Genomic DNA, 26,856 nt, shown 5'->3' on the forward strand with positions numbered 1-26,856 from the left:
CGATGCGGTCCGCGGGGGGCGTCGGTGGTCCTGTGGATTCCCGACACGAATGGGGGAAGCGACGAGAGAATCATGGTCGAGATGCGACACGTAAAGCACTTCGTATGAGTGTCTTACGGAGATCATACAGCTCACGCTGCCCTGACGCGCCGGGGACGCCATCCCGACAAGGGGCTCTCGGCCGCCTTCGTCCGTTCCGCGCCGCGTGGAAGGTACGCGGACGGCAATGGCCTGTACCTGTTCGTCCAACCGACCAGGACCCGAAGCTGGATCCGGCGTTTCGTCGTCCGCGGACGGCGCCGCGAACTCGGACTCGGCGCCGCGACGCTCGTCCCCTCGCCACGGCCCGTGAGCGCGCCTGCTGGCCCGGTCGGGCGGTTTTCACGATGAAGAAGCGAGAAGTGACGCACGGCGCACCATGGTGGTTGCGCCGCGTCGGAACGGCGCTCGCCGTCTGCAGCCTCGTCTACGTCGCCGTGCGGTTCCTGGAGTATCGCGCCGATCTGGCCGTGGCGCTCGTGCCGCGGGCCGTCTGGCTTGCGGTACCGGCGCTAGCGTTGCTCTATGCCGCCGGCGGCGTGCTGCTGGCCTGCGCTTGGCGGGATTTGCTGGCGACGAACGGCGAGCGTCCTGGACTGCGCTGGTCCGTCGGCACTTACGGCCTCTCACAACTGGCGAAATACATTCCGGGCAACGTCTTTCACTTCGTCAGCCGCCAAGCCCGGGGGGCGGCCGATGGCCTGCCGCACGGCGTCCTCGGCCGGTCGTCGCTATACGAGTTGCTGTCGCTGGCGGCGGCCGGCGCCATTATCGGCCTTTGGGCGCTGCCGTTGGTCGATGGCAGGCTCGGGTGGCTGTCGACTCCCCATGCCGGTGCGGCGGTCGTCGTGCTAGGTCTCCTGGCGGCGCGGGTGACGGCGGGCGCGCGGATGGCCAGGGTGCTCGGCGCCCACCTCCTGATTCTGCTGTTCGGCGCGGTTGTCTTTCTTTGGTTGCTCAGCCTACTCGACGCGCTGCCCGACTCGGCCGCGTGGCTGTCCTTCTGCGGCGCCTACACGCTCGCCTGGCTGGCAGGTTTCGCCACGCCTGGCGCACCCGCGGGGCTCGGCGTGCGCGAGTTGGTGCTGTTGTTCCTGCTGCGCGGTGACGTGCAGGACGAAGAGTTGCTGCTGGCGGTCACGCTCGCACGGGTGATCTCCGTGCTGGGCGACACGCTGTTCTTCTGCGCCGCCGCCTGGGCCGCTAGTGGACTGTCCTTGAAGAAAGCTCTTCCATGAGTGAAGCGCCGCATGGGGTCGGCGTACTTCCACCGGAGAGGCTTCTCACTTTTCGCGTAGACGTCCGTGTACCGCCGCAGCTTGCGCGCCAAGTCATCCGCGGAGCCGGCCCTGCACATGACCCTCGGGTGGGAGTGCGGATGCTGCGGGCATCGGCACCCGACCGTTTCAACAGGCGTGACAGTGCCTGGAGGACGATCACCGACCAGGAGCTCAACACGTTTTAGTAGACACGCCACTCAATAATTTAGTAGCATGCCTACACAATGACAGAGCCCCCGAACAACCGGGTCGAGCTGCTCTACGGCACCCTCGACCTGCTGATCCTGCGCACCCTCCTCTACGGGCCCTCGCACGGCCACGCCATCGCCAAGCACATCCAGCGCGTCTCGGAGAACGCGCTGCAGATCGAGACGGGCTCGTTGTACCCCGCCCTGCACAAGCTGGAGGGGCGCGGCTGGATCGCGGCCGAGTGGAAGAAGTCGGACAAGGGCAAGCGCGCCCGCTACTACCACCTCACCGCGGCCGGCCGCAAGCACCTCACGGTGCAGCAGTCGCGCTGGGAGGCGCTGTCGGTGGCCATGGCCCGGGTGCTGCGGCCCGCCGAATAGAGGGAGGCACGATCATGTGGCGGCAACTCCATCTCCGGCTGCGCTCGCTCTTCCGCCGGCATGGGCAGGAAAGCGAGCTCGACGAGGAGATCCGATTTCATCTCGCCAACGAGACCGAGGAGCTGATGGCCGCCGGGATGTCACCCAAGGAGGCCCGCGCTGCTGCGCAGCGCGATTTCGGCAACGTGACGCTCATCCGCGAGTTGACCCGCGAAGCCTGGGGCTGGGCTCCTGCCGAGCGCTTCCTTCACGACATTCGCTCCGCGATACGGGGGGTGCAGAAGGCCAAGGGCTGGGCGCTCGTCGTGCTGGCCTCGCTCGCCTTGGGCATCGGCGCCAACACCGCGCTCTTCAGCGCCGTCGACGGGCTGCTCTTCAGGACGATTCCGGTCCCGGACCCCGACGGTCTCGTACGCCTGCGTTGGACCGGCGACAACGGCGCCAGGCATGTTGGGATCTCCTACGGCTACACCCGGGGAGACGGCGTCCAGGGGTACTTCTCCTACCCCGTCTTCGAAGCCCTGCGGGACGCCAACGAGACGCTCTCCGGGCTGTTCGCGGTGGCGCAGACGCCGTTGACCCTGATCGTCGACGGCAGGGCCGAGGTCGCAACCGGCTTCGCCGCTACCGGCGGCTACTTCGGGGTCCTCGGCCTGCGGCCGGCCGCGGGCCGCGCCATCGGCCCCGACGACGACCGGCCGGGAGCCGAGCCGGTGGCGATGATCAGCCATCGGTTCCGGCAACGCCGCTTCGACGCGGACGAGGAAGCGGTAGGCAAGGTCATCCGCGTGAACGACGTCCCCACCACCATCGTGGGCGTGCTCCCCCCCGGCTACACCGGCATTCGGCGGCCGGACGCCGCCGCCGCCGACGTGCACCTGCCCCTCGCCACCCTGCCCCTGCCGGAACGCGACGATCGCCTGGCGGACGGGACGACGTGGTGGCTCCCGATCATGGGGCGGCTGAAACCGGGGGCGACCGCGGCCCAGGTGCAGGGCAACCTGGACGGGGTGCTCCGGGCCGCCGCGCAATCGGCGCTGGCGTCGCACCTCGACGGCCTGTCCGAGGAAGAACGGGCGCTCCCGCGGAACCGCGATCTGAGCGCCGAGCCGCGGCTGCTCGTCGATTCCGGCCGGCAGGGCCTCTACGACGCGAATCCCCGGTCGTCCGGCCAGGCCCTCGTCCTGGGCGTCGTCGTCGCCCTCGTCCTGCTCATCGTGTGCGCCAACGTGGCCACGCTGCTGCTGTCGCGGGCGGTGTCACGACACCGCGAGGTGGCGATCCGCATGTCGGTCGGCGCTTCGCGGGGACGGCTGATTCGGCAACTGGTGACCGAGAGCCTGTTCCTGTCGGCGACCGGTGGGGCGCTCGCGCTGCCTGTTGCCTGGGCGGCGCGTGGACTGCTGCCGTTCGGCCAGACGAGCCCGTTCGACTGGCGGGTCTTCGCGTTCGCCGCGATGCTGAGCCTGGCCGCCGGGATGATGTTCAGTCTCGTGCCGGCCCTGCGCGCCACCCGCGCCGAGCCGTTGGACGCGCTCAAGGAACAGAGCCGGAGCGTGACCCTGTCGCGCTCCCGGCTGAGCCGGGCGTTGATCGTGGTCCAGGTCGCGTTGTCGCTGGCGCTGCTGGTCGGCGCCGGGCTCTTCCTCAAGACCCTGGCCAACCTGCGAGGCGTCGACGTCGGGTTCAATCCGGAGCAGGTGCTGCTGTTCCAGATGGACTCGGCGCGGAGCGGCTACGGCCCCGAGGAGTCGGTCGCGCTCTACGCCAGGGTCCGCGACAGCGTGCAGCGGCTGCCGGGCGTGCGCTCCGTCACCATGGCGCAGCAGGCGCTACTGGCCGGCGGGAGGTCGAGGGGCACGGTCCACGTCGAGGGCGGGACCGACCCGGGACGCGCCACGCACATGATGACCGTGGCGCCCGGCTTCTTCGACACGATGGAGATTTCGCTGCTGGCGGGACGCGCCTTCGAGGCCCGCGACGACGCGGACGCGCCGAGGGTCGCAGTGATCAACGCAGCCGCCGCGACGGAGCTGTTCGGGGTCGAGAATGCCGTCGGCCGGCGGTTCGGTTTCGACCAGGAGGAGCGCGGCGAGATCGAGGTCGTTGGCGTCGCCCGGGACAACCGCTACGACGACCTCCGGGGCGCGGTGCCGCCGACGGTGTTCCGCTCGGCCGTGCAGTCTCCCCTGCGCGCCGCCACGTTCGCGGTCCGGACCGGCGGCCCCCCGAACGCCCTGACGCCGGCGGTGCGCGAAGCCGTCCGGCAGATCGACCCGCGGCTCCCGATCATGAACGTCACCACCCAGACCGCGGCGATCGAGCAGCGGTTGTCCGACGAGCGCCTCTACGCCCTCGCCTATACCGCCTTCGGCGGCCTGGCGACGCTGCTGGCCGCCATCGGGCTGTTCGGGCTGGCCTCGTACACCGTCACGCAGCGCACCAACGAGGTCGGCATCCGGATGGCACTCGGCGCGCCGTCGACGGGCATCGCCTGGATGGTCCTGCGCGAGTCGCTGGTGCTCGTCGCCGCCGGCGTCGCGGCCGGGGTCGGCATGGTGCTGCTCGCCGGACGCCTGATCGCGAGCCTGATCCACGGTCTCGCCCCCACCGACCCGATCACGATCGTGCAGGCGGCTGCGCTGCTGGCGGGAATCGCGGCGGCGGCTGTCTGGTTCCCCGCGCGCCGCGCCGCGCGCGTCGACCCCCTGACCGCCCTCCACAAAGAGTGAGTTCAGTGGCCGCCGTGCCGACCCGGCTGGGCCGGACGGGTGCAAGACAAGCTGCCGGCGGCCAGTAGCTTTCCCGTTTGGCAAAGTGGAAGTCAACGCGCGAATCGTGGCTGGAGTTCCGCAAGCAAGTCCCGTACTATGAATGACTTGCGAGAAACACAGACTGCCAGCGATGCCTTGACGCCATCGAAGGAGCGCGCCATGTCCCGAGTCCAGCTTGCCATCAACGTGACCGACCTCGACAAGGCGATCACATTCTATTCCCGCCTGTTCGACACTGCCCCCGCGAAGGTGAAGCCCGGCTACGCGAACTTCGCGATCGCCGATCCGCCGCTGAAGCTGGTCCTCTTCGAGAGCCGGGAGGGAGCGACCCTCAATCACCTGGGCGTCGAGGCGGAGACGGCCGAGGAGGTCGCGGCGGCCGAACGCCGCCTGCGCGGGGCCGGACTCGAGACCACCGGCGTCGAGGACGCCATCTGCTGCTACGCGGAGAAGACCGAGACGTGGCTGGTCGACCCCGACGGCGCCCGCTGGGAGTGGTACGTCAAGTCCGGAGACGCCGGGCAACTCCACAAGACGGCCGCCGGCAGCCAATCGTCCTGCACAACCGACGACACCACATCCGCAACCTGCTGCACCTGAGCCGCACGCCCGCCGGCGGCGGAACAGCCTCCGCGCCGGGCCTGCCGCCCCGCCGTGCAAGCAGCGGTAGATCCACGTAGCGGTAAGATGCCCGGGTCGTCGGTCGGATCGCCGGCTCTCCCCGCGTATGGAGGTATCGAGATGCCGTACCTGTCACGCGCCGCACGATTCGCACTGCACGCCGCTATCGCCCTGCCGTTGCTGACCACGTTCTCGCCGGTCGTCCACGCACAGACGTCCTCGGACTTCGTGCCGGTCACCGACGCCATGCTCGAGGATCCGGCGCCGGCGGACTGGCTGACGTGGCGCCGCACGCCCGACGGCTGGGGCTACAGCCCGCTCGACCAGGTCGACCGCGACAACGTCGGCAGTCTGCGCATGGTCTGGTCGCGCGCCCTGACCGAGGGCAGCCAGGAAGGGACCCCGCTGGCCTACGGGGGCGTGCTCTACATGCCCAATCCCGGGGACGTCATCCAGGCCATCGACGCCGAGACCGGCGATCTCGTCTGGGAGTACCGCCGCGACAATCCGGAAGACGTCACCGAGTACGTCGGCAATCTCACGACGAACCGGAACATCGCGATCTACGGCCGCCACATCATCGACACCAGCGTCGACAATCACGTCTTCGCCCTCGACGTCGAGACGGGCCGGCTCGCCTGGGAGACGCCGATCCTCGACTACACCAGGAACCCGGCCCGCCACTCGTCGGGACCGATCATCGCCGGCGGCAAGGTCGTGTCCGGGCGAAGCTGCATGCCGCGCGGCGGCCCCGAAGCCTGCGTCATCACCGCCCACGACGCGACGACCGGCGAGGAGATCTGGCGGCGGCGTACCGTCCCGGCCCCCGGCGAGCCGGGCGACGAAACCTGGGGCGGCATCCCCTTCGAGGAACGCGTGCACGTCGGATCCTGGATGGCGCCGAGCTACGACCCGGCGCTGAACCTCGTCTACGTCGGCACGTCGGTCACCTCTCCCGCGCCGAAGTTCATGCTCGGGGGCGTCGAGAACCAGCACCTGTACCACAACTCCACGCTGGCCCTCCACGGCGACACGGGCGAGATCGTGTGGTACTACCAGCACCTCAACGACCACTGGGACCTCGATCACCCCTTCGAGCGCATCCTCGTCGACACGGCGGTGGCGCCCGACCCGGCGGCGGTGAGCTGGATCAACCCGCGACTCACCCCCGGCGAGACGCGCCGGGTCCTGACCGGCATTCCCGGCAAGACCGGCGTCGTCTATGCGCTCGACCGGGCCACCGGCGAGTTCCTCTGGGCGCGGCCGACGGTGACCCAGAACGTCATCAGAGCCATCGACGGGGCCACCGGTGACGTCATCGAGAACGCCGAGGTCGTCTTCAGCGCCGAGGGCCAGGACGTGCTGGCCTGCCCCACCTGGATCGGCGGCAAGGACTGGGAGGCCGGCGCCTACAGCCCCCGGACCAACCGCATGTACATGCCGTTGCGCAACGCCTGCGCGCGGATGATGGCCACCCGCGACGGCGGCATGGATCTCTACGCGCTCGCGGTGCGTACCGAGTTCGCCCCGGGCTTCGATCAACTCGGTACGGTGCAGGCGATCTCGGCCGAGACCGGCGCCACCGAGTGGATCCACTCACAGCGAACCGCCACCATGTCGCTCGTCGCGACCGGCGGCGGGCTCGTGTTCGGCGGCGACGTCAACGGGCGCTTCCGGGCGTTCGACGACGAGACCGGCGCGGTGCTCTGGGAAATCAATCTCGGCTCGGCGGTCACCGGCTTCCCCATCACCTACGCGGTCGACGGCCGGCAGTACGTGGCGGTGAGCACGGGGACGGCCGGCACCGCGTCGGGGTTCATCCGGCTGACGCCGGAAATCACGCCGAGCGCCGGGAACAATCTGTTCGTCTTCGCGTTACCGGAGTGACGTGGCGGTCGTCTTGGGCGCGGACGCCGGGACGGTATTCAAGGCCGCAGCAACTCACCTGTGACGAAGACGCGGCGGCACGCGGCGATGACGCCGTCGGGGCGAAAAGTGCATTCGAGCGCGGCGGCTCCGGCCTGTAGCGGGACGATCAGCGACTCGGGAACATCGTCGTCCAGACCGACCACCATCTCCGCGTTCACCGTCGCCCTCAGACCCATGCCCACGTCGATGCCTTCGTGGACGACAGAGCGGAATCCAGGCAACGTGAACAGGACGGCGTAGGTGTCCCGCGGCAGATCCGCGATCCGGTACCGGCCATCGAGGTCGGTCACGTCGAGGCGTGGCTCGCCCAGCGTCGAGCCGACTGCCTGAACGGTGACCCCTGGCAAAGCGTCGCCGGCTGTGTCGAGCACTTGGCCGACGATGACCCCGTCCTGTGCCGACGCGAACGCAGACGCCAGAATGAACGCCGCGAACAGAGCCGAAGCGGTAACTCGCATGGAGAAACCTCCCGTTCGCATCATACCGTGAGCACTCGTCGCTGTAGCGTTGCGTCCATGGTGCAAGAATCAGACAGAACCATCGGGTTGTTGTTTTGAAGAAGGCGACGGTCGTCATTGGCCGTCTCCGAACGGTGACGAGCACGAAAGCGTCCTGCACGTCGAACTCGGGCGGTGGATTGCCGTTCTCCGCCAACGTCCTGCGGGCCGTCTCGATGCCGATTCCGAAGCGCTGCATGAAGCCCATGTTCTTCATGGCTTCCGCGATCAGTTCTGCGTCGCCGAGCATGCCTCCACTGCCTCCGGTTCCGATGCCGCGTCAATCCTCTTCGATTATGGCGCGGGCCGCGTGCGGCAAGGGTTCTGTACGCGTCACCAGCCGTACTGGCCCTTCGACACCCGGTCGAACGACTCCCGGACGAGCTCCCGCAGCACGTCCATGTCGATGTCCTCCAGCTTCTTGATGTAGAGGCACGACTTCCCCGTCGTGTAGCGGCCGAGATTTCTCATCAGCGCCTCGTGCCGCTGGAAGCCGGTCATGATGTAGACTGTCAGGCTCTGCTTGCGCGGCGACACGCCGGTCGCCATCCAGTCGCCCTCGCGCCCGGAGGGGTACTTGTAGTGGTAGCTGCCGAAGCCGATGATGCTGTCGCCCCACATCGCGGGCGGCTCACCCGTGACACCGGCCATCAGGTCGACGACGGCGCGGCAGTCCTCCCGGCGTTTCTCGTTCTCGATACCGTCGAGGAAGGCCCCGACGTCCGCGTCGTTCTGCTTCGTCTTCAGCTCGGCCATGGGGCCGAGTGTATCCGCTGAAGACCCCCGCCTGGTCTTGGTGACGAAGACGGACTCGGCCCAAGCGGCGCTATTCCGTGCGCAGCGCCGTCGTCGGCTCCGTCGCCGCCGCCCGCCGGGCGGGCAGCCAGGCGCCCGCGGCTGCTGCCGCGAACAGCAGCACGGCGGCAACTGCGAACGTCGTCGGATCCGTCGGCGCAATCCCATACAGCGGGGGCGCCAGCAACCGGGTCAGCGCGACGGCTCCCAAGAGCCCGAGCACGGTACCGGCGAACGACTGCAGCACGGAGCGCCCCAGGACATGCCGGATCACCGCGCCGCGGGTAGCGCCGAGCGCGACCCGCACCCCGATCTCCCGCGTCCGCGCGCTCGTCTCGTACGCCACCACCGCATACAGGCCGGCGCCGGCCAGGAGCACCGCGAGCAGGGCGAACGCCGCCAGCAGCATCGTGATGAAACGCGGCTGGGCGAGGGTGGCCGCGACCACGTCGTCCATGGCGTGGACGGTGACCGGGAGCTGCGGATCGAGCCTCCACACCTGTTGCTTGAGCAGCCCGATGGGGTCGGAACCGGCGGCCGTCCGGACCAGCACGAACCGGGGCTGTCGCCACATACCGCTCCGACTGGCCCAGGGCAGGTAGATCTCGAACGGGTCCGGCCGGTCGACGTCGATGCCGAAGGCGTTCGTGTACACGCTGCCGGCCACGCCGACCACGGTGAGCCAGTCGCCGTCGTTCAGCAAGGCCAGGCGGGGCATCCGAAAGCGCTGCCCGACCGCGGTGCCGGGCGGCCACAGCCGGTCGGCGAGATCGCGGCTGACGAGCGCGGCATCGGTCCGGGCGGCGTCCGCATCGAACCCGCGCCCCTCGAGAATCGGGATCTCGGCGGCGGCGAAGTAGCGGTTCGGGACGTAGTTGATGGTGACCGCGGCCTGGGCGATGTTCGCCTCGTCGGCGTCCAACCGGCCGAACGAGAACATGGCGGGCAGAAACGGCACCTGCTCGGCCGGCGCGGCGCGCTCGACGCCCGGGACCGCCACGGTCAGATCGGCGAGCTGCGCAAGGAAGCGGGAGCGCGCCTCCGCCCCTTCATAGCGGTCCCCGGACAAGCGGGGCTCCAGCGCCACGGCATCGTCGGCCGTCCAGCCGATGTCGACGTCGAGCAGGGTCCAGAGGGAGCGTCCCATCAGCAACGCGCCGATCAGCAGCACGACGGCCAGGGTGCTCTGCACGGCGACGAGCCCGCCCCGCAGGCGGCCGTGGTCGCTGGCGCGGTGCGACCCGCGTCCCTGGATCTGCCCCATGAGATCGCGGCCTACCGTGAGGAGTGCCGGCGGCAGAGTCGCCGCTACGCCGGCGAACAGGGCCGCCATCGCCGCCCAGGCCGTCACCCGGCTGTCCACGTCGATGGGGTTCAGCAGTCCCCGGCCGAACTCGGGCGGCACGTTGGCGGCGGCGAGTCCGGCCAGCCACCGCGCGAACACCAGCCCGAGCAGCCCCGCCAAGGCGGCGATGAGCACCGACTCGGTAAGGAGCTGACGGCAGAGCCGCGGCCGGCTCGCCCCCGCCGCGGCGCGGATCGCGAACTCGCGCGTGCGGGACAACGCCTGCGACAGGAACAGGTTCGCGGCGTTGGCCCACGCGATTAGCAGTACGCAGGCGGCCAGCCCGAACACCAGGAACAACGCGGCCCGCCGCTGCTGGACCCACGCGAACTGGCCATCGACGCCGAGCCCGGCGAGCTGGTTCAGCGACCTGAGACGGGTGGTGAACCCGGCCGAGGCCCACTCGGGGTTCCACTGGGTGGACAGCGCCGCCGCCCGCGCATCGGCCTGCTCGAACGTCACGTCTCGCCCGAGTCGCGCGCCCACCGAGACCCGGCCCTCGCCCGGATCGCCGGAAGCGGCCCGGCGCCCCACGTCCAACGGCGCCCAGAAGACAGTGTGTGCGTCGGGGAACCGAAACGACGCCGGCATCACGCCCACGATCGTGAGCTCGCCGTCGCTGAAGCGCAGCGGCCGGCCGACGATGGCCGCGTCCCCCCCGAAACGTGTCATCCAGGTCGCGTGGCCGATGATCGCGACGGTGCCGAGCGTCTCGTCCGGCGCAAAGGCCCGTCCGAGCGCGGGCGCGACGCCAAGGAGCGGGAACAGGCCCGGCGATAGGCGGGCGCCCTGCATCGCCTCCGGCTCCCTGCCCCCGATGAAGACACGCTCTACGTGGACGTACGCCTCGACGCCGTCGAACAGCGTCCCCTCGTTGCGCCAGCTCTCCACCATCGCCGCCGGCTGGCCCGGACCGCCGCCGGTCGGTCCGAACCGGTTCAGCTCCACCAGCCGCTGCGCATCCGCGAATGGCACCGCGTTCAGCAGCACGCTGTCGACGATGGCGAACACCGCCGTGGTCATACCCACGCCGAGTCCCAGGATGAGTACCACCGCGAGGGTGAACCGGGGCGCCCGGCGCAGCACGCGCGCGCCATAGCGCACGTCCTGCCACAGCGTGTCGAGCCAGTAGATCGACCCCTGGTTGATCTCCAGGCGCTGCGCGAGTGGCCGCTCGATCAATCCGACAGCCCCATGCAGAATGCGACCGTCCGGTTCAGCCGCCGGACGTCCGGCAAGTCCAACCGTCCGATCCGCGCGCTGATCCGCTCGCGTCGCACGGTGACCGGCTTGTCGGCCATGATCTGTGAGGTCTTCTTCAGGCCGTTAGCCTCGGAGGGTGCAATAGTCGCGCGGAAATCCGGGGCATCGACCAGGGTGGAGGTCATCTGGCACACGATGACCGACGCATGCTCCTGCGGGAACACGTCACTCTGAACAATCACCGCCGGCCTCGGCTTGCCGAAGTCGCCGGGGGCGGAAACCGTCACCACGTCACCGCGCCGCAGCCGCATCGAAATCCGAGACGGCCTCGATCCACGTCAGCGCGTCTGCCTCGCTGGCCGGATCGAGCCTGGTGACCGCATCCGCAACGCGCGCCCGCACCGCGGCGCTACGGGCGTCCGGCAGCGTCAACCGAATCTCGCGTTCTGCGAGTCCGCGACGACGTGCACGCATTGCCCGCATCCGCTCCGCTGGAGAGGCTGGCGTGGCTGTCTGCCCTTCGTCCATGAAGAGCACTGTAACGCGTTACGCCGCGTCCGACAAGGACGCGCGGAACCTCATGCAAAGGACCGTGGCCCCGCCGGACTGGGCGGGGACCCGCGGTCGGGGAAGGAAGGGCGCGACTCCATCCTTGGGCGGAGCCGCGCCCCCGCGAGCTACCAGCTCAACTGCGTCGACAGCCGCAGCATCCGGCCGAGGACGTAGCGGCTCGGCTGCGCCCAGACGCCGGAGGTGTAGTTGGTCGACGCCTCGGCGTACCAGACGTCGGTGTTGGTCACGTTGTAGATCTCGAGCTGCGGGCGGAACTCGACGCCCGCCGCGTTGAAGATCCGCTGGAAGCTGAAGTTCACCATGTTGGTCCGGGGCAACTGGTGGATGGTGCCGGCCGGCGCGACGGGCACCGTGATCGACGACTGCACCATGTCCGGGATGACGGGCATCCCGGGCATGCACGGCGCGCCGTTGATCGTCGCGCCCTGACACGTCGGGGAACGACCGGTGGATCCGCCGTCGGCGGTATAGACGGTGTTCCGGTTGATGACCCAGTTGACCGGCAGCAGCTCGTCCACGCGCTGGATGTCACCGGTCAGCCGGCCGGTGACGCTGTTCAGCACCAGGCTGAACTGCGCGCCGCCGGGCAGCGGGAAGTAGCCGCCGAGCTTGAAGTCGTTCTTGAAATCGACCCCGTCGTAGGCGACCTGCATGCCGCCCGGCAGGCTGACGTTGTAGCGGCTCATGTCGGTTCGGTCGCAGAAGCGATCGCCGTTCGGGTCGCCCCGGTTGTCGCACTCGCTCGTGATCTTGCGCTGCGTCGTCAGGCTGGAGATGAGCTGTCCGCCGCCCGGCAGCCGCGCATTCAGGGCGATCTCGATCCCGTTGTAGACGCCGGTGTGGCCGATGGGGTTGGTGACCAGGTTGTCCACCTGCCCCGCGAGGTCCGCGCTGGCCAGGTCGTACACGTTGAAGACCTCGCCGTTGAGCGGGTTGACCACCTCGACCGCCCGGAACGAGCCCGGCGCCTCCCAGTTCTGGTTGTAGATGAACATCCCCTCGTAGCCGCGGTCGGTGAAGAGGATGTCGTGGAACGACCGGCGGTACCAGCCGACGCTCAGCGAGACGTTGCGCGTGAGCTCCCGCTCCACGCTGACCGAGGTCTCGATGTTCCATTCCCGCACCAGGTTCGGGTCGATATCGTCGAGCCGCCGCGTGCCGAAGTTGGGCGGCAGCCGGTTGAAGTCGAGCTCGTGGTCCTGCACGATGCTGTCGCCGTTCGGGTCGCTCCAGGGCAGGGCAAACGTCGTCAGGGCCATCGGATTCACCCGGTTCGGCAATGCCGTGGTGGTCGGGGTCAGGTACTTGCCGGTGCTGAACTTCAGCGCGGTCCTCGCGTCACCGAAGACGTCCCAGGCGACGCCGATGCGCGGCGACCACTCCGGACCCCAGCACGGCACGCAGGTCACCTCGGCAAAGTCGCGCCCCTTGGCGAAGCGGCCGTCGGGCACGCGCTGCGGCGGCACCGACCCGTTGAGCCAGTCGGCGCGCAGGCCGCCGGTAATCGTGACGCGGTCGACGGTCCAGGCGTCCTGGACGAACCAACCGGTCTCCTTGACCGAGTTCAGCCGGATGAACGGATAGTTGCCCGCCAGCACCTCGTAGGCGCGCCCGTCGCGGATGTTGATCCGGCTGATGTCGCCGTTGTTGAAGCGGTGCTGCTCAGCCGTCCCCCAGGCGTAGGAGAAGCCGGTCTTGAAGTTGTGCGAGCCGGTCACGTAGGAAATATTGGTCATCACCCGCTCGCCCGGCAGGTTCCAGGTGAAGTCCTCCACCGAGTCGAACTGGATGTTTCGGTCGAGGTCGCGCTTGTGCACGAACTGCAGCCAGTTGTCGGACCAGCGCGGAAACACGGTGTTCGGCTGCGGGTCGCTGCAGCAGTCGGCGACACCGGAGCTGCCGTAGCCCGCCTCGAACAGCAACCGGCTGCTGATCGTCGACGTCCACTTCGCCTGCCCCTGCCAGTACGGGGCGTGGTGCCAGCCCTGCCCCTTGTTCTGGTAGTTGCGGGCGGTCTCCGGGTCGGGGCCGCGCTGATCGTCGAGCAGGAACGCGGACTGAATCAACGCCGACTCGGGCGCGGCCTGCCACTGCCCGCGGTAGCGCGCCTCGTGCGGCAGGTCGATGTAGGGCCCGCGCCGCTTGTTCAGCCGGTCGAGGGTGGCGCTGAACTTGTTGTTCGGGTTCGCCTGGAAGGTGAACCGGGTGACGCTGGAGATGATGTCCTCTTCGTTGAAGAACTGGCTCCGATCGTCGAACAGCCAGCCCGGCTCCGGCGTCCAGGCGCCCCAGTAGCGGACCGACTCGTGGAACCAGAGCTTGTCCTGGATGATCGGCCCGCCGATCGACCCGGAGTAGTCGAACAGCTTGTTGAACTCGGCCGCCTCGGTGGTGCCCGCCTGCCGCAGCCGGTCCGAGTAGTTGTTGGAGATCCAGCCCCCGGCGGTGTGGCCGACGTAGCCCTGGCCGCTGAAGGTGTTGCCCCCCTCCTTGGGGATGATGTTCATCACGACGCCGCCGGCCTGCATCTCGGCGTTGCCGCCGCCGCCGCCCGCCTGCACCGCCATCTCCTGGGTCGCCAGATCCTGGTTGTACATGACCGGGACCCCTTCGAGGGCGAGCAGGTCGAGGGCCATGCCCTCCTGCATGACGGTGGTGTGCTTGGCGTTGGCGCCGCGCGCCTCGAGCTGCAGGTCGTTGACGTAGCGCGACCCGCCGACGTCGACTCCCGCCATCGAGACGCCCGGGACCATCATCGCCTGGGTCCACGGGCTGCCCGTGTTGATGACGTTGTCGAGCACCTCGCGGGAGAGCACCTGCACGCGGGCCGCCTGCTGCACGTCGACGGTCGGCGCCGCGCCGGAAACGGTCACCGTCTCCTCGAGAGCCCCGACGGACAACTGGATATCGAGCTCGGCCGTGAACTCGGACGGCAGGTCGTAGGCCTCCTGCACGACCGTGCCGAAGCCGGCGAGCGAGAACGTCAGGCTGTAGAGGCCGGGCCGCAGGTTGACGATGCTGTACCGCCCCTGGCCGTCGGTGACGGCGATGCGGCTGCCCTCGATGAGCTCCGGACTCGAGGCCTCCACCGTGACACCCGGAAGGATGCCGCCGGTGTTGTCGGTGACCTGGCCGCCGATCGCGCTCTGGGCCGCGGCCGACGCCGGCCACAGCGCCAGGCCCGCGAGCAGGATCCAGGCGTAGCTGATCTTGCGGACGCACTGCACGATTCCACCTCCGTTCCGCGAGTGTTTCCGACGAACGCGGCGTTCCGGGGAAACGGAAACGATGGAGGGGCCGACCGTACGCAATGGAAGGAGAGACGCGAGCGCCGGCACCGGCCGGTCCGCTTCGCTTCGACGAGGCCGCGGGCAGTCGCCGCGGATGATGTTGGCCCCAGCATAGCTTCCGCTCTCCGGGTGAACGCCAACTACCGACGACGCGAGCTCGACCGCGAACGACACGAGCCGCGGTCACGCAACGCGGCGGCGGCCCGGCCCTCACTATACTCCTCGCGCTCCACGACGCAACCCCGAGCGCCTCCTCCGCTTTCCTCCGACGACAACGCATGCACCCTTGACGGTCCATCCCCCGCGGGGGCATGCTCGGCACGAACGGCCGCCAGCAGTCACCGCAGAGCGCCGGCCGGACCGCAACACGGAGGATAGCCATGAGCAAGCGTTTCGCAGGAGCGTCGGTCGCCGCGATGTTCGTCGCCGCGGCGTTGGTGTCCCTCTCGGCGTCAGGCCGCGCCGCGAGCGGGGCGCAGGCGCCGGAGGCCGACATCAGCGGCGTGGTCACCAGCGCCAACGGCCCCGAGGAGGGGGTCTGGGTGATCGCCGAGACCACTTCCCTGCCGACCAAGTTCGTCAAGAGCGTGGTGACCGGCGACGGCGGCCGGTACCTGATCCCCGATCTGCCGGACGCGACCTACGACGTGTGGGTGCGCGGCTACGGCCTGATCGATTCCGACGCCGTGACCGCGATGCCGGGCGACACGGTGGACCTGGAGGCCACGGTGGCCCCGACGCCGGCCGATGCGGCGAAGGTCTACCCGGCCAACTACTGGTACTCGCTGATCCAGCCGCCCGTGCCGACCGAGTTTCCGGGGACCGGCGAGGACGGCAACGGCATCGCCGCCACCCTGCAGCACCAGGACCAGTGGGTGGACATCCAGAAGCAGGGCTGCATGCTGTGCCACCAGCTCGGCAGCCGCATCATCCGCGAGATCGACAACCTCGACCAGTTCGACTCCAGCCTCGAGGCCTGGAACCACCGCGTGCAGATGGGCCAGCGCGGCGGGCAGATGACCAACGTCATGAACCGCTTCGGCCGGATGCGCGGCCTGCGGATGTTCGCCGACTGGAGCGACCGCATCGCCGCCGGCGCCGTGCCCGAGGCCCCGCCGCGGCCGCAGGGGGTCGAGCGCAACGTCGTGGTCTCGATGTGGGAGTGGGGCACCGAGATCGACTACATCCACGACGAGATCACCACCGACAAGCGCGATCCGACCATCAACGGCGACGGTCCCGTCTACGGCGTGAACATCTCCAACGACGCGCTCACGATCCTCGACCCGGTGACCCACACCGCTTCCAGCCTGGACGTCCCGCTGCGCGTCGACCCCGACACAGTGCCGGGGATGATCGCCATGTCCATGCCGGCGCCGTCCCGGTTCTACGGAGACGAGCTCATCTGGAACGACCCGGCCAACCCGCACAACCCGATGATGGACCAGAAGGGGCGGGTCTGGATGACCTCGGCGATCCGCAACCGCGCCAACCCGGACTATTGCAGAGAGGGCTCGGACAATCCGTACGCGCAGTACTTCCCGCTGGCGAACGGCTTCCGCTCGGCGGTCTTCTACGAGCCGGATCAGGAGCAGTTCGTGCTGGTCGACACCTGCTTCGGGACCCACCACCTGCAGTTCGCCGAGGACGACAACGACACGCTCTACTTCAGCGGCGGCGGACAGGCCATCGGCTGGATCGACACCAGGCTGTACGACGAGACCGCCAACGAGCGGATCTCGCAGGGCTGGTGCCCCACGGTGCTCGACACCAACGGCGACGGCGCGATCACGAAGCCGTGGAACGAGCCGGCGGTGCGCGGCCGGGAGGTCGAGCACGACCCGGCGCTCGACACGCGCGTTTCCATCGGCAGCTACGGCGTCATCGCCGACCCGACCGACGAGAAGGCAATCTGGATCAGCTCGAACCGGTTCCCGGGCCGGCTCGCCCGGCTGCACGTCGGCGACAACCCGCCGGAGAGTTGCGTGACCGAGATGTACGAGGTGCCGTCGGTCCTCGATCCGAACGTGCCGCCCGAGAAGCGCGGCTTCGGCTCCCGCGGCATCGACATCGACCGCGACGGCGTCATCTGGACCGCGCTGTCCGGCTCGAGCCACATGGCCAGCTTCGACCGGACGAAGTGCGCCGTGCACAACGGCCCGAGCACGGCCGAGGGGCGCCACTGCGTCGAGGGCTGGACCCTCTACCCCACCCCGGGGCCGACGATTCCCGGCACCGAGCCGCCGGTTCGGGCCGACTACCACTACTACAACTGGGTCGACCAGTGGGACACGCTCGGACTGGGCAGGGACGTCCCGATCGCGACAGGCTCGAACTCCGACTCGCTGCTGGCGCTCGACCCGGACAGCGGCGAGTGGGTCGTGCTGCGGGTGCCGTATCCGCAGGGCTTCTTCACGCGCGGCCTCGACGGCCGCATCGACGACCCGGACGCCGGCTGGAAGGGACGCGGCGTGTGGGCCACCTACGGCGCGGCGGTCACCTGGCACATCGAGGGCGGCCCGGGCGTGAAGCCGGGGATGCTGAAGTTCCAGGTGCGGCCGCACCCGCTGGCGAACTGAGGGAGCGCGGTCGAAGGCTCGCAGCTCCTGTACAACCCCGCGGGCAGTGTCCATTACGGCACTGCCCGCGGGAAGCCTCCATACGGTAGCCTGCGCCGCCCTCCCCACGGGAACGGGCCGCCGCCACTTCCTGTCGCGTTCGAAGTGCCTTGGATTCGAGATGGGGCGTCCCGGCGACAGAAATTCCGCGGGCGGCGCGCCGCACTGTGGCAGAATGGCGGAATGAAGCGGCCGGCTTTCGTCGGTGCCGCGCTGGCGGTCGTACTGGCGCTCGCCGCCAATGCCGCGTTCGGCCAGTGGGGCTGGCGGACTCGGTATCCGCCCCGCATCCGTCCTCCGGAGCAGCGCGACGCCGGCTTCTCCTTCTGCCGGCTCATGTACTCCAGCGAGTACACGGGCCGCGGCATGGGCCGCTGGTCCACCGACTACCCCTTCGCCGACATCAACTTCATGATCCGGCTGTCGGAGCTGTCGACGACCGATGTCAACTTCGACGCCGACGACGAGCCGATCCACTGGGTCGTCCCGGTCACGAACGACACGATCTTCGGCTGCCCCTTCATCATCGCCTCCGCCGTCGGATCGATGGTGCTCTCCGGCGAGGACGCCGGCCGCCTCCGCGAGTACCTGCTGAAGGGCGGCTTCCTGTGGGTCGACGACTTCTGGGGAAGCTGGGAGTGGGCCCAGTGGGTGAGCCAGATTCACAAGGTGTTGCCGGCCGGACAGTATCCGATCGTCGACCTGCCGATCGAGCACGCGTTGTTCAACACGCTGTTCCAGATTTGGGAGGTGCCGCAGATCGCCAACATCGGCTTCTGGCGGCGCTCCGGGGGGCGCACGTCCGAGCGCGGCCGCGACAGCGCCGAGCCCCACTTCCGCGTCATCTTCGACGAGCGCGGGCGCATCATGGTGGCGATGACGCACAACACCGACATCCAGGACGCGTGGGAGCGCGAGGGAGACGACCCGCGCTTCTTCGAGAACTTCGCGCCGGACGGCTACTCGCTGGGGGTCAACGTCCTGCTCTACGCCATGAGCCACTGAACCGCGCCGCGCCTGCGGCGCGACCCGCATCGCCGCCACCGACTGCGCCCATCGTCCGCTTTGCCGGCCGCGGGCCCTGAATCCGATTCGAAGCCGCCGCCAGTCCCTGTCAGTGAGCCCGCGTCTTCTTCGAGACGAGGTTGAAGAACGAGAAGAGGTGCTCGACCACCTTCGGGTTCCTCGAGATGAAGAGCGAGTGATCGCCGCCGGGGATCTCGATGTAGAGGTGCCGCATGCCCAGCTCGCTCATCCTCGCCACCGACGCTCGCACCCCCGCGGTGGGAACGACACGATCGTCCGAGCCCTGGATCACCAGGAACGGGATGTGGCGGATTGCCTCCGCGTCGACGTAGCCGGCGTTCATGCTGCCGCCGGCCACCGCGGCGAGCCCGGCCCAGACGTCGGGGTAGCGGCTGGCGAGGTAGTAGGTGCCGGCGCCGCCCATGGAATGGCCCCACAGGTAGATCCGGTTCTCGTCGACGTTGAGCTCCCCGGTCACCAGCCGGAACACGTTCATGACGTCCTGCTCGGCCCGGCGGTCCTGCTCCGAATCGCCGCGGTAGCCGTATCCTCCCCGCCGCGTGTAGCCGAGCGGCGTCACCACGACGTACCCGTGGTGCTCCGCCAGATCGAGAAAGCCCGCGTAGTTCATCAGCCAGTCGTACTGGCGCCCCGCCCCGTGCAGCGAGACCATCAGCGGTGCAGGAGTCGCCGGGTCGTAGCTCGAGGGCACGAAGAGGGCGTAGGGGATGGTCTCGCCGGTCTCTTCCATCACGTACGAACGATGCTGGACGCGCGGGTCGTTGACCGCGTACTCGTTGTCGCGCGCCTCGCGCTGGGCCAGCAGATCCGTGGGGACGCCGGCGACGAGCCAGAGCGCGCCCGCGAGCGTCAGAGCGGGACCGACCGAACGAGGGATTGTCTGCATCGCTTTCCTCCTGCGCGTCCCGGTGGTCCATCGCCGCCCGGCCGGATGCGCTGTTGCAAGGATCATACGGCGGCGGATGCACCTGACGCCGCGCGGGTCCGCGGACGGTGTCCCCGGTAAACGCGCCGCAGCCTGGTGCAGTCGCTTGCACCGTAGGGTTTCGTTAGTATTCACGAGTGAGGTGCACCATGAGAAAGCAGATATCGGCGTTGCTGGCGGCCGTCATCGCGTTCGGGGCTTTCGGCACGCTCGGCGCCGCCCCGGCCGCGGCCGAGGACATCGAGATCACCGAGTGGGTGGTTCCCTGGGAGAACACCCGGCCCCGCGACCCCTACGTGGACGGCCAGGGGCGGGTCTGGTTCGTCGGACAGCGGGGCAACTACCTCGCCTACCTCGATCCGGCGACGGGCGACTTCCGGCGCTACGAGCTCGACCCGGGCACGGGGCCGCACAACCTGATCGTCGACGACGACGGAATCGTGTGGTACGCGGGCAACCGGGCGATGCACATCGGCCGGCTCGACCCCGAGACCGGGGACATCGAGAAGATCATGATGCCGACGCCCGAGGCGCGTGATCCGCATACGCTCACCTTCGACCACAACGGCGACATCTGGTTCTCGGTGCAGGGCGGCAGCTTCGTCGGCAAGCTCGGCACGCGGACCCGCACCGTGGAGCTCATCCCGATCGAGGGCCGCGGCCGCCGTCCCTACGGCATCGTCGTCGACGCGAACAACCGCGCCTGGTTCTGCCAGTTCGGCACGAACAAGCTCGCCACCGTCGATCCGGAGACGATGGAGCTCGAGGAGTTCGACCTGCCGCGCGCCGAGGCAAGACCCCGCCGCCTGGCCCTGACCTCGGAGGGGCATCTCTGGTACGTCGACTACGCGGGCGGCAACCTCGGGCGCTTCGATCCGGAAACCGGTGATGTGCAGGAATGGGCCGTCCCGGGCGGCGCCTCGGCGCGCCCGTACGGCATGTCGGTGGACGACAAGGACCGGCTCTACTTCGTGGAATCGGGGACCATGCCGAACCGGTTCGTCGGCTTCGACCCGGCGACCGAGGAGTTCTTCGCATCTACCGCGATCGCGAGCGGCGGCGGGACCGTGCGCCACATGTACTACCACGCGCCGGCGCGCGAGATCTGGTTCGGCACCGACACGAACAACATCGGCCGCGCGCGCGTGCCGTAGTCGACGCGTGGCCCAGTACGACGCGATCGCCGAGGCGTACCGGGACTCGAAGCAGCTCCCCTTCCGGAAGGCCATCGAGCGCTACACGCTGTTCGAGGCCTTGGGAGACGTTCGCGGGCTGACGCTGCTGGATCTCGCCTGCGGCGCGGGCTTCTACACGCGCCTGCTCAAGAGGGCCGGTGCAGCCAGCGTGACGGGAATCGATGTCTCGGCGGAGATGGTCCGCCTGGCCGAGCGGGAGGAAGCGCGCGACCCGCTCGGCTGCTCGTTTCTCTGCCGGGACGTCGCCGACTTCGAGCCGCAACCGGGCGCGGCGGACCTGGTCGTGGCCATGTACCTGCTGCACTACGCCGGGACCCCGGCGAAGCTGCTCCGCTTCCTGCGCGTCTGCCACGACGCGCTGCGGCCCGGCGGCCGGATCGTCGGCTTCAACGACAACGTCCTGCGCCCGCCGCGGGGAACTGTCTCGTGGCGTCAGTACGGCCTCGAAAAGACGGGCCCGCCGTCGGCGCCGAAAGAAGGCGACCCGATTCACTACCGGTTCACCAACCCGGACGGCGGGCAGTTCGAGTTCCACAACTTCTTCCTGAAGCCCGAGACCTACGACGATGCCTTCCGGAAGACCGGGTTCCGCGACTTCCGCTGGCTCGGGGTCTCCCTGGAACCCGACGAGCGGAACAACCCCTTCTGGGACGACTTCCTCGCCAACCCGCCGGTGATCGCCTACGCGGCGACGAAGTAGGATCTGCACGATGCGTCGCTTCCGCGCCGGACCGGGTTTCCTGGTTGCCGCCGCCTTCATCGGACCCGGCACCATCGTGACCGCGAGCCGGGCCGGCGCCGGGTACGGGACCGCTCTGCTCTGGGCGGTTCTCTTCTCGGTCGTGACCACCGCCATCCTGCAGGACATGGCGGCGCGCGTGGGCCTGGCCGGGCGGCGCGGGCTCGCCGAGGCCATACGCGACAGCCTGGGCAACCCGGTGGTCCGGACCGGCGCGCTCGGCCTCATCGCGCTGAGCATCCTGATCGGCAACGCCGCCTTTCAGACCGGCAACCTGCTCGGCGCGTCGCTCGGCCTCAGCCTGCTCACCGGACTGCCGCAGGGGCTTCTGGTGGCGCTGGTCGGCGGGGTGGCCGGCGCCCTGTTGATGACCGGCACCTACAAGACCATCCAGAACGCGCTGGTCGCGCTGGTGGGACTGATGAGCGTGGTCTTCTTCCTGGTGGCCGTACTCAGCGCCCCGAGTCCGAGCGACCTGCTCTCGGGGCTGCTGGTTCCACGGGTGCCGGAGGGAGCGCTGCTCACCGTGCTGGCGCTCATCGGCACCACCGTCATCCCCTACAACCTCTTCCTCCATGCTAGTGCCGTCCTCGAGCGCTGGCCGGACGCGGACAGGAACGAGCAGAACATCCGCGAGTGCCGGCAGGACACCCTGTTCTCGGTCGCGCTCGGCGGCCTGATCACGGCGGCGGTGGTAATCGCCGCCTCTCCCCTGCTCGGGCAGGGCGCGGACGCCGCCGACGCCGCAACGGTGGCGGCGCGCCTCGAGCCGCTGCTCGGCAGCGCGGCCCCGGTGTTCTTCGGCATCGGACTCTTCTCCGCCGGCGTGACCTCGGCGATCACCGCGCCGCTGGCCGCCGCCTATGCCGCCGGGGGCGCGCTCGGCTGGGGCTCGGACCTCAGGAGCCCGCGCTTCCGCCTGCTCTGGGGCTTCGTGCTGCTGACCGGCATGTTCTGCGGGATCTTCCTGGGAGCCTCGCCGTACCAGATCATCCTGCTCGCCCAGGCCGGCAACGCGATCCTGCTGCCGCTGACCCCGATCCTGCTGCTCGTCGTGGCGAACCGCAGCGGGATAATGGGCAAGTACCGCAACTCGCGGCCCGCCAACCTGCTCGGCGCGGTGGTGGTGCTCGTCATCTTCGGACTCGCGTCGGTGCAGATGGCCCGGATCCTCGGTCTGGCGGGTTAGCACGGGTTGGCACTGCGTCAGCACGGTCACCGCGACGCCCATACACACGACAGGGTGTGTGCGGGCACGAGACGTGACACATTGACACGAATGCACTCGAACGGCGCGCCCTCTTGCGCCGTGGAAACGGAAGGCGGAATCGCCGCGCGCCGTGGCCGGCGCGCCGCCGCCTGTGCCGGGGCTCTGACGGCGGCGCTGCTGACTGCGGCCGCTCCCCCGCCGAAGGCCGCCTACCTGGACGGCCCTCCAACGGCCCACGCCGGCGGCTTCGGCGACGATACCTGCCACGCCTGCCATTTCGAGAACGACCTCGACGATCCAGGCGGCTCGCTGGAGCTCGACGGGTTGCCGGAGACGTTCGACCCGGCGGCGACCTACCGCATCACCGTCTCTCTGGAACGCTCCGGGATGGGACGCGCCGGCTTCCAGTTGGCGGCACGCGTGAGCGAAGGCAACGACGCCGGCGAACCGGCGGGTACCCTGCAGGGCCTCGCCGGCGACGAACGCGTGCAGGTCGTCTCGGGGCCGAACGGCGTGACCTACGCCCAGCACACCGAGCCTGGAACCACGCTCACCGGCCCGGGCGCGACCTCCTGGACCATCGAGTGGCGCCCGCCTGCCGCCAACGCGACATCCGTCACTTTCCACGCGGCGGCCAACGCGGCGAACGACGACGCCTCGGAGTTCGGAGATTTCATCTACACGGCGTCGGCGACGACGCGTCCCACCAGCCCCTGACGGCCGGCCGATACCGCCTGCTATCATGCTCGGTTCCGGGGTACTCCAATGAAGACCGTAGGCTTCGTCGGCTGGCGCGGCATGGTCGGCTCGGTCCTGCTGGACCGCATGCAGTCCGAGGGCGACTTCGGCGGCTGCGACCCGCTGTTCTTCTCCACCTCCCAGGCAGGTCGGCGCGGTCCCGAGATCGGGGGCGCCGAGCCGCTGGGCGACGCCCACGACGTGCGGGCCCTCGCGCAGGCCGACATCGTCGTGACGTGCCAGGGCGGCGACTACACGAAGGCGGTCCACGGCGCGCTGCGCCGGCGCGGCTGGGACGGTTACTGGATCGACGCGGCGTCTGCGCTGCGCATGAACGACTCGAGCGTGGTCATCCTCGACCCGGTGAACCGCCGGGTCATCGACGAGGCGCTCGACGCCGGCACGAAGGACTTCATCGGCGGCAACTGCACGGTCAGCCTGATGTTGATGGGCCTGCAGGGGCTGTTCGACCGCGGCTGGGTCGAGTGGATGACGTGCATGACCTACCAGTCGGCGTCGGGCGCCGGCGCCCGGCACATGATCGAGCTCGTCCGCCAGATGGGCGACCTGGCGGGCTGTCGGTCGCCCGACCAGACCGCGCTGGAGCTCGACCGCCTCGTCACCGGGCGCATGTCGAACGGCGACCTGCCCACCGAGCACTTCGGCGTGCCCCTGGCCGGCAGTCTGATCCCCTGGATCGGCGGTCCCATGGACAACGGCCAGTCGCGCGAGGAGTGGAAGGCGGCGAACGAGGCCAACAAGATTCTGGGCAGCCGCCGTTTCATCCCCATCGACGGGCAATGCGTGCGCATCGGCGCCATGCGCTGCCACAGCCAGGCTCTGACCGTCAAGCTGACCGCCGACGTCCCGATCACGGACATCGAGGCCGCCATCGGCGGCGCCAACGACTGGGTCGAGGTGGTCCCGAACGACCGTGAGGCGACGTACGAGCGGCTCACGCCGGCCGCCGTCTCCGGCCGCCTCCACGTCCCGGTGGGCCGCATCCGCAAGACGACGTTCGGCGACGACTACCTGACCTGCTTCACCGTCGGCGATCAGCTCCTCTGGGGCGCCGCGGAGCCGCTCCGGCGGATGCTGCGGATCCTGCTGGGCAGGCTCTGACTCCCGCGTCAGCGCGCGACGTACGGCCGTCCGACCAGCAGCGCAGGGTCCGCATCCGTCTTCGGCACCAGCTTCTGCGTGCGCCCGTGCTGGTTGTCGCCGCCGTAGAGGTTCCCCTCCGAGTCGACCGAGATGGTGTGCACCTCGAGGAACCCGGTGGGCCCCTCGTTGGAGACGTTCCAGGTGTAAAGGCGGTTGCCGTCGAAGTCGAGCTTCACCATCTTGAGCGGGAGCAGGTCCGAGACCCACAGGTGGTCCTCGTTGACGATGAGATCGAGCGGCAGGCCGAAGCCTGACCACGTGGCGAGATGATCGACCTCGGCGTGGTACTCGCCGGACGCCTCGCTGGAAATGCGGAACTTCTGCACGCGGCCGTTGGCCCGGTCGAGCGCGAAGATCAGGCCGTCGGGTCCCATGCCCAGGGCATGGATGCCGTTGAACCGGCCCGGTTCCGTGCCGAACCCGCCGAACTCGGACTGGTAGCGGCCCTCGGCGTCGAGAATGATGATGCGGTGGTTGTCGAGCCCGTCCGCCACGAGCACCCGCCCGTCCGGCAGGAACGCCACGTCCTGCGGCCGTCCGAAGTGGGTCTCGTCGCTGCCGCCGACGTTCTTCTCGCCCAGCGTCATCAGCAGTTCGCTGCCGTCGTTGGAGAGGACGAAGATCTGGTGGCGGCTCTCGTTGATCACCCAGACGCGGCGCTCCGGATCATAGGGACTGATGCGGACGCGGTGCGGTCCCGGGCCGTCGGACTCGTCGCACAGGTGGTCCCACTGGTCCCAGACCTCGATCAGGTTGCCGTCGCCGTCGACGATCATGAGGCAGTTCTGCCAGGTCCGCCGCTCGGCGTCGCGCAGCGCGTTGATGCCGATCGAGCCGACCCAGCCGGCGAACTCCGGAGGAACCGGATCGGGCAGGCGCGTCTCACCCCGCTGCGAGATGAAGATGCGGTCCGGGGACTCGGCGAACACACCCGAGTTGCCGCCGAAAGCGAAGCCCTCCCCCGCAAACGGCTTGTGCCAGCCCTCGACGATCTCGTAGGGACTTGGACCGATGGGACCCGCATCCTGGGCCAGAACCGATCCGGCGAAGAAACCCGCCAGCAGCAACACGACCGCCGAAGTGCAGTACCGCATGATCTGAAACCTCCACGGTCCGGCCGCCCGGACCTGTCGCTCGTCTCTGGAACCCGGTCTCTGCCGCGTGCGCGCCACGACGCCGCCGAGTATACACAGCGCGCGGCCGCCCCCTCGCGTGGTAGTGTTCGCGCCGTGATTCAGACTCAGCCCGCGTTGGCGGATCTCGCCGCCCGCATCGCCGCCACCGACCGCGTCGGTGTCGACACCGAGGCCGACAGTCTGCACTGCTACCACGAGAAAGTCTGCCTCGTGCAGGTTGGCCTGTCCGCCGCCGACGAGCTGGTCGACCCGCTTGCCGACATCGACCTGACACCGCTGCTCGATTCGCTGGCGGGAACCGAGCTGGTGATGCACGGCGCCGATTTCGACCTGCGCATGCTGTACCGCCTCGGCCTCGGAACCCCGTCGAAGGTGTTCGACACCATGATCGCCGCACGGCTCGCCGGGGCCACTCGCTACGGCTACGCCGCGCTGGTCGCCGAGCACTTCGACGTCACCCTGCCCAAGGGGCAGCAGAAGGCGAACTGGGCACAGCGGCCGCTGGCGCCAGCCCTGGCCCGCTACGCGCGTAACGATACGCACTACCTCCTGCCGCTCGCCGAACGGCTCGAACGCCGATTGACGGACCTCGGCCGTCTCCCGTGGCTGGAGCAGGCGTGCGGGCGCGCCGGCGCCGCCGCACGGGTTACCCGCAAGCGCGACCCCGAGACCGAGTGGCGGGTGCGCGGCAGCCATGTGCTCGAGGCCCGGGCGAGCGCCGTGCTGCGCGCCCTCTGGCACTGGCGTGAGGGCGAGGCGCGCAGCGCCGACCGTCCGCCGTTCCACATCCTGTCGAACGCGGATCTCGTCGACGCGGCGCGGCGGCTCGATCGGGGCGACGCGACAACGCCCCGCGGACTGCGCGGAGCGCGCCGGTCGCGGTTCTCGCACGCGGCCGACGGGGCCCTGGCTCTGGATCGGGCGGCGTGGCCGAAGCGCCCGGCGGTCAAGGCGCGCCCGCGCCTCACGAAGGGGCAGGAAAAGCAAGTCGCCGCGCTCAGGCAGCGCCGGGACACCCGGGCCGAGGCACTGGCTATCGACGCGGAGCTGATCGCGCCGCGGGCCGCGCTCGAGCGGATCGTCCTGGAGGGCGACGATGGACTGGCCGTGTTGCTGCCTTGGCAACAGTCGCTGCTCGGCGGGCGGGATTGAGGCTGCTGCCTCTGCC

General features: G+C 69.4%; 21 protein-coding genes and 1 pseudogene. 13 read left to right on the forward strand and 9 right to left on the reverse strand.

The features are described 5' to 3' along the window. Positions 1-386: 386 nt before the first annotated feature. From F4X11_22990 to F4X11_23010, 5 genes are all read left to right on the forward strand, one after another. A complete protein-coding gene (locus tag F4X11_22990; protein ID MYN67857.1) occupies positions 387-1,277 on the forward strand; it encodes a hypothetical protein in 891 nt (296 codons plus the stop codon). 266 nt (positions 1,278-1,543) lie between these two features. Further along, positions 1,544-1,888, forward strand: coding sequence for a PadR family transcriptional regulator (locus tag F4X11_22995; GenBank protein ID MYN67858.1), 345 nt, complete (start codon positions 1,544-1,546; stop codon positions 1,886-1,888). Between the two features lie 14 nt (positions 1,889-1,902). Next, complete coding sequence (locus tag F4X11_23000) at positions 1,903-4,620, forward strand: ABC transporter permease (protein MYN67859.1); 2,718 nt, start codon at positions 1,903-1,905, stop codon at positions 4,618-4,620. A gap of 201 nt (positions 4,621-4,821) precedes the next feature. Next, the gene (locus F4X11_23005; protein ID MYN67860.1) at positions 4,822-5,262 is read left to right on the forward strand and encodes a glyoxalase/bleomycin resistance/extradiol dioxygenase family protein; all 441 of its coding nucleotides are present in this window, start codon (positions 4,822-4,824) and stop codon (positions 5,260-5,262) included. Between the two features lie 87 nt (positions 5,263-5,349). After that, a complete protein-coding gene (locus F4X11_23010; protein MYN67861.1) occupies positions 5,350-7,170 on the forward strand; it encodes a PQQ-binding-like beta-propeller repeat protein in 1,821 nt (606 codons plus the stop codon). A 38-nt stretch (positions 7,171-7,208) separates the two neighbouring features. On the opposite strand, the gene F4X11_23015 is transcribed toward F4X11_23010, so the two are convergent. The 7 genes and pseudogenes from F4X11_23015 to F4X11_23045 form a co-directional block, all read right to left on the reverse strand. Continuing rightward, positions 7,209-7,694: a carboxypeptidase regulatory-like domain-containing protein gene (locus F4X11_23015; GenBank protein MYN67862.1), complete on the reverse strand. Its 486-nt coding sequence runs from the start codon at positions 7,692-7,694 to the stop codon at positions 7,209-7,211. Positions 7,695-7,797: 103 nt separating this feature from the next. Next, a pseudogene (locus F4X11_23020) lies at positions 7,798-7,938 on the reverse strand (transcriptional regulator). Between the two features lie 104 nt (positions 7,939-8,042). After that, positions 8,043-8,465, reverse strand: coding sequence for a DUF1801 domain-containing protein (locus F4X11_23025; GenBank protein MYN67863.1), 423 nt, complete (start codon positions 8,463-8,465; stop codon positions 8,043-8,045). 70 nt (positions 8,466-8,535) lie between these two features. After that, positions 8,536-11,052, reverse strand: a complete 2,517-nt coding sequence (locus F4X11_23030) for an FtsX-like permease family protein (protein ID MYN67864.1) — start codon at positions 11,050-11,052, stop codon at positions 8,536-8,538. Continuing rightward, positions 11,028-11,357, reverse strand: a complete 330-nt coding sequence (locus F4X11_23035) for a type II toxin-antitoxin system PemK/MazF family toxin (GenBank protein ID MYN67865.1) — start codon at positions 11,355-11,357, stop codon at positions 11,028-11,030. The genes F4X11_23030 and F4X11_23035 overlap by 25 nt, the downstream gene beginning before the upstream one ends. After that, entirely contained in the window at positions 11,344-11,535 is a 192-nt protein-coding gene (locus tag F4X11_23040) for a hypothetical protein (GenBank protein MYN67866.1), read from the reverse strand. The genes F4X11_23035 and F4X11_23040 overlap by 14 nt, the downstream gene beginning before the upstream one ends. Positions 11,536-11,729: 194 nt before the next feature. Continuing rightward, complete coding sequence (locus tag F4X11_23045; protein ID MYN67867.1) at positions 11,730-15,089, reverse strand: TonB-dependent receptor; 3,360 nt, start codon at positions 15,087-15,089, stop codon at positions 11,730-11,732. A 242-nt stretch (positions 15,090-15,331) separates the two neighbouring features. On the opposite strand from F4X11_23045, the gene F4X11_23050 reads away from it, so the two are divergent. Both F4X11_23050 and F4X11_23055 read left to right on the forward strand, forming a co-directional pair. Further along, positions 15,332-17,494, forward strand: a complete 2,163-nt coding sequence (locus F4X11_23050) for a carboxypeptidase regulatory-like domain-containing protein (GenBank protein MYN67868.1) — start codon at positions 15,332-15,334, stop codon at positions 17,492-17,494. A 222-nt stretch (positions 17,495-17,716) separates the two neighbouring features. Beyond that, complete coding sequence (locus F4X11_23055; protein MYN67869.1) at positions 17,717-18,538, forward strand: DUF4159 domain-containing protein; 822 nt, start codon at positions 17,717-17,719, stop codon at positions 18,536-18,538. Between the two features lie 109 nt (positions 18,539-18,647). Here the strand turns inward: F4X11_23055 and F4X11_23060 are convergent, their stop codons facing one another. Continuing rightward, positions 18,648-19,532 (reverse strand): prolyl oligopeptidase family serine peptidase, encoded by an 885-nt coding sequence (locus tag F4X11_23060; GenBank protein ID MYN67870.1) that lies wholly within the window; start codon positions 19,530-19,532, stop codon positions 18,648-18,650. Positions 19,533-19,654: 122 nt separating this feature from the next. Between F4X11_23060 and F4X11_23065 the strand changes: the two genes are divergently transcribed. The 5 genes from F4X11_23065 to asd all read left to right on the forward strand — a co-directional run bounded on the left by F4X11_23065 (position 19,655) and on the right by asd (position 24,510). Beyond that, positions 19,655-20,659 carry a lyase gene (locus F4X11_23065; GenBank protein MYN67871.1) on the forward strand — a complete coding sequence of 335 codons (1,005 nt, stop codon included), beginning with the start codon at positions 19,655-19,657 and terminating at the stop codon, positions 20,657-20,659. 7 nt (positions 20,660-20,666) lie between these two features. Continuing rightward, positions 20,667-21,401, forward strand: coding sequence for a class I SAM-dependent methyltransferase (locus F4X11_23070; GenBank protein ID MYN67872.1), 735 nt, complete (start codon positions 20,667-20,669; stop codon positions 21,399-21,401). Between the two features lie 10 nt (positions 21,402-21,411). Further along, positions 21,412-22,629 carry a divalent metal cation transporter gene (locus tag F4X11_23075; protein ID MYN67873.1) on the forward strand — a complete coding sequence of 406 codons (1,218 nt, stop codon included), beginning with the start codon at positions 21,412-21,414 and terminating at the stop codon, positions 22,627-22,629. A gap of 183 nt (positions 22,630-22,812) precedes the next feature. After that, positions 22,813-23,367 (forward strand): hypothetical protein, encoded by a 555-nt coding sequence (locus F4X11_23080; protein ID MYN67874.1) that lies wholly within the window; start codon positions 22,813-22,815, stop codon positions 23,365-23,367. Between the two features lie 48 nt (positions 23,368-23,415). Beyond that, a complete protein-coding gene (gene asd, locus F4X11_23085) occupies positions 23,416-24,510 on the forward strand; it encodes an aspartate-semialdehyde dehydrogenase (GenBank protein MYN67875.1) in 1,095 nt (364 codons plus the stop codon). 8 nt (positions 24,511-24,518) lie between these two features. Here the strand turns inward: asd and F4X11_23090 are convergent, their stop codons facing one another. Next, on the reverse strand, positions 24,519-26,384 hold the full coding sequence (locus F4X11_23090) for a hypothetical protein (GenBank protein ID MYN67876.1): 1,866 nt from the start codon (positions 26,382-26,384) through the stop codon (positions 24,519-24,521). On the opposite strand from F4X11_23090, the gene F4X11_23095 reads away from it, so the two are divergent. Next, complete coding sequence (locus tag F4X11_23095; GenBank protein MYN67877.1) at positions 26,190-26,840, forward strand: hypothetical protein; 651 nt, start codon at positions 26,190-26,192, stop codon at positions 26,838-26,840. The two genes, F4X11_23090 and F4X11_23095, sit on opposite strands and share 195 nt — an antisense overlap. The last annotated feature ends 16 nt before the right edge of the window (positions 26,841-26,856 follow it).

It is taken from the genome of Acidobacteriota bacterium (assembly GCA_009861545.1).
In the GTDB taxonomy this organism is placed as follows: domain Bacteria; phylum Acidobacteriota; class Vicinamibacteria; order Vicinamibacterales; family UBA8438; genus WTFV01.

Coding starts and splice junctions, on each gene's coding strand:
- F4X11_22990 (MYN67857.1), top strand. CDS start 387: ATGAAGAAGCGAGAAGTGACGCACGGCGCACCATGGTGGTTGCGCCGC.
- F4X11_22995 (MYN67858.1), top strand. CDS start 1,544: ATGACAGAGCCCCCGAACAACCGGGTCGAGCTGCTCTACGGCACCCTC.
- F4X11_23000 (MYN67859.1), top strand. CDS start 1,903: ATGTGGCGGCAACTCCATCTCCGGCTGCGCTCGCTCTTCCGCCGGCAT.
- F4X11_23005 (MYN67860.1), top strand. CDS start 4,822: ATGTCCCGAGTCCAGCTTGCCATCAACGTGACCGACCTCGACAAGGCG.
- F4X11_23010 (MYN67861.1), top strand. CDS start 5,350: ATGCCCGGGTCGTCGGTCGGATCGCCGGCTCTCCCCGCGTATGGAGGT.
- F4X11_23015 (MYN67862.1), bottom strand. CDS start 7,694: ATGATGCGAACGGGAGGTTTCTCCATGCGAGTTACCGCTTCGGCTCTG.
- F4X11_23025 (MYN67863.1), bottom strand. CDS start 8,465: ATGGCCGAGCTGAAGACGAAGCAGAACGACGCGGACGTCGGGGCCTTC.
- F4X11_23040 (MYN67866.1), bottom strand. CDS start 11,535: ATGCGGGCAATGCGTGCACGTCGTCGCGGACTCGCAGAACGCGAGATT.
- F4X11_23050 (MYN67868.1), top strand. CDS start 15,332: ATGTTCGTCGCCGCGGCGTTGGTGTCCCTCTCGGCGTCAGGCCGCGCC.
- F4X11_23055 (MYN67869.1), top strand. CDS start 17,717: ATGAAGCGGCCGGCTTTCGTCGGTGCCGCGCTGGCGGTCGTACTGGCG.
- F4X11_23060 (MYN67870.1), bottom strand. CDS start 19,532: ATGATCCTTGCAACAGCGCATCCGGCCGGGCGGCGATGGACCACCGGG.
- F4X11_23065 (MYN67871.1), top strand. CDS start 19,655: ATGAGAAAGCAGATATCGGCGTTGCTGGCGGCCGTCATCGCGTTCGGG.
- F4X11_23075 (MYN67873.1), top strand. CDS start 21,412: ATGCGTCGCTTCCGCGCCGGACCGGGTTTCCTGGTTGCCGCCGCCTTC.
- asd (MYN67875.1), top strand. CDS start 23,416: ATGAAGACCGTAGGCTTCGTCGGCTGGCGCGGCATGGTCGGCTCGGTC.
- F4X11_23090 (MYN67876.1), bottom strand. CDS start 26,384: ATGGCTGCCGCGCACCCGCCACTCGGTCTCGGGGTCGCGCTTGCGGGT.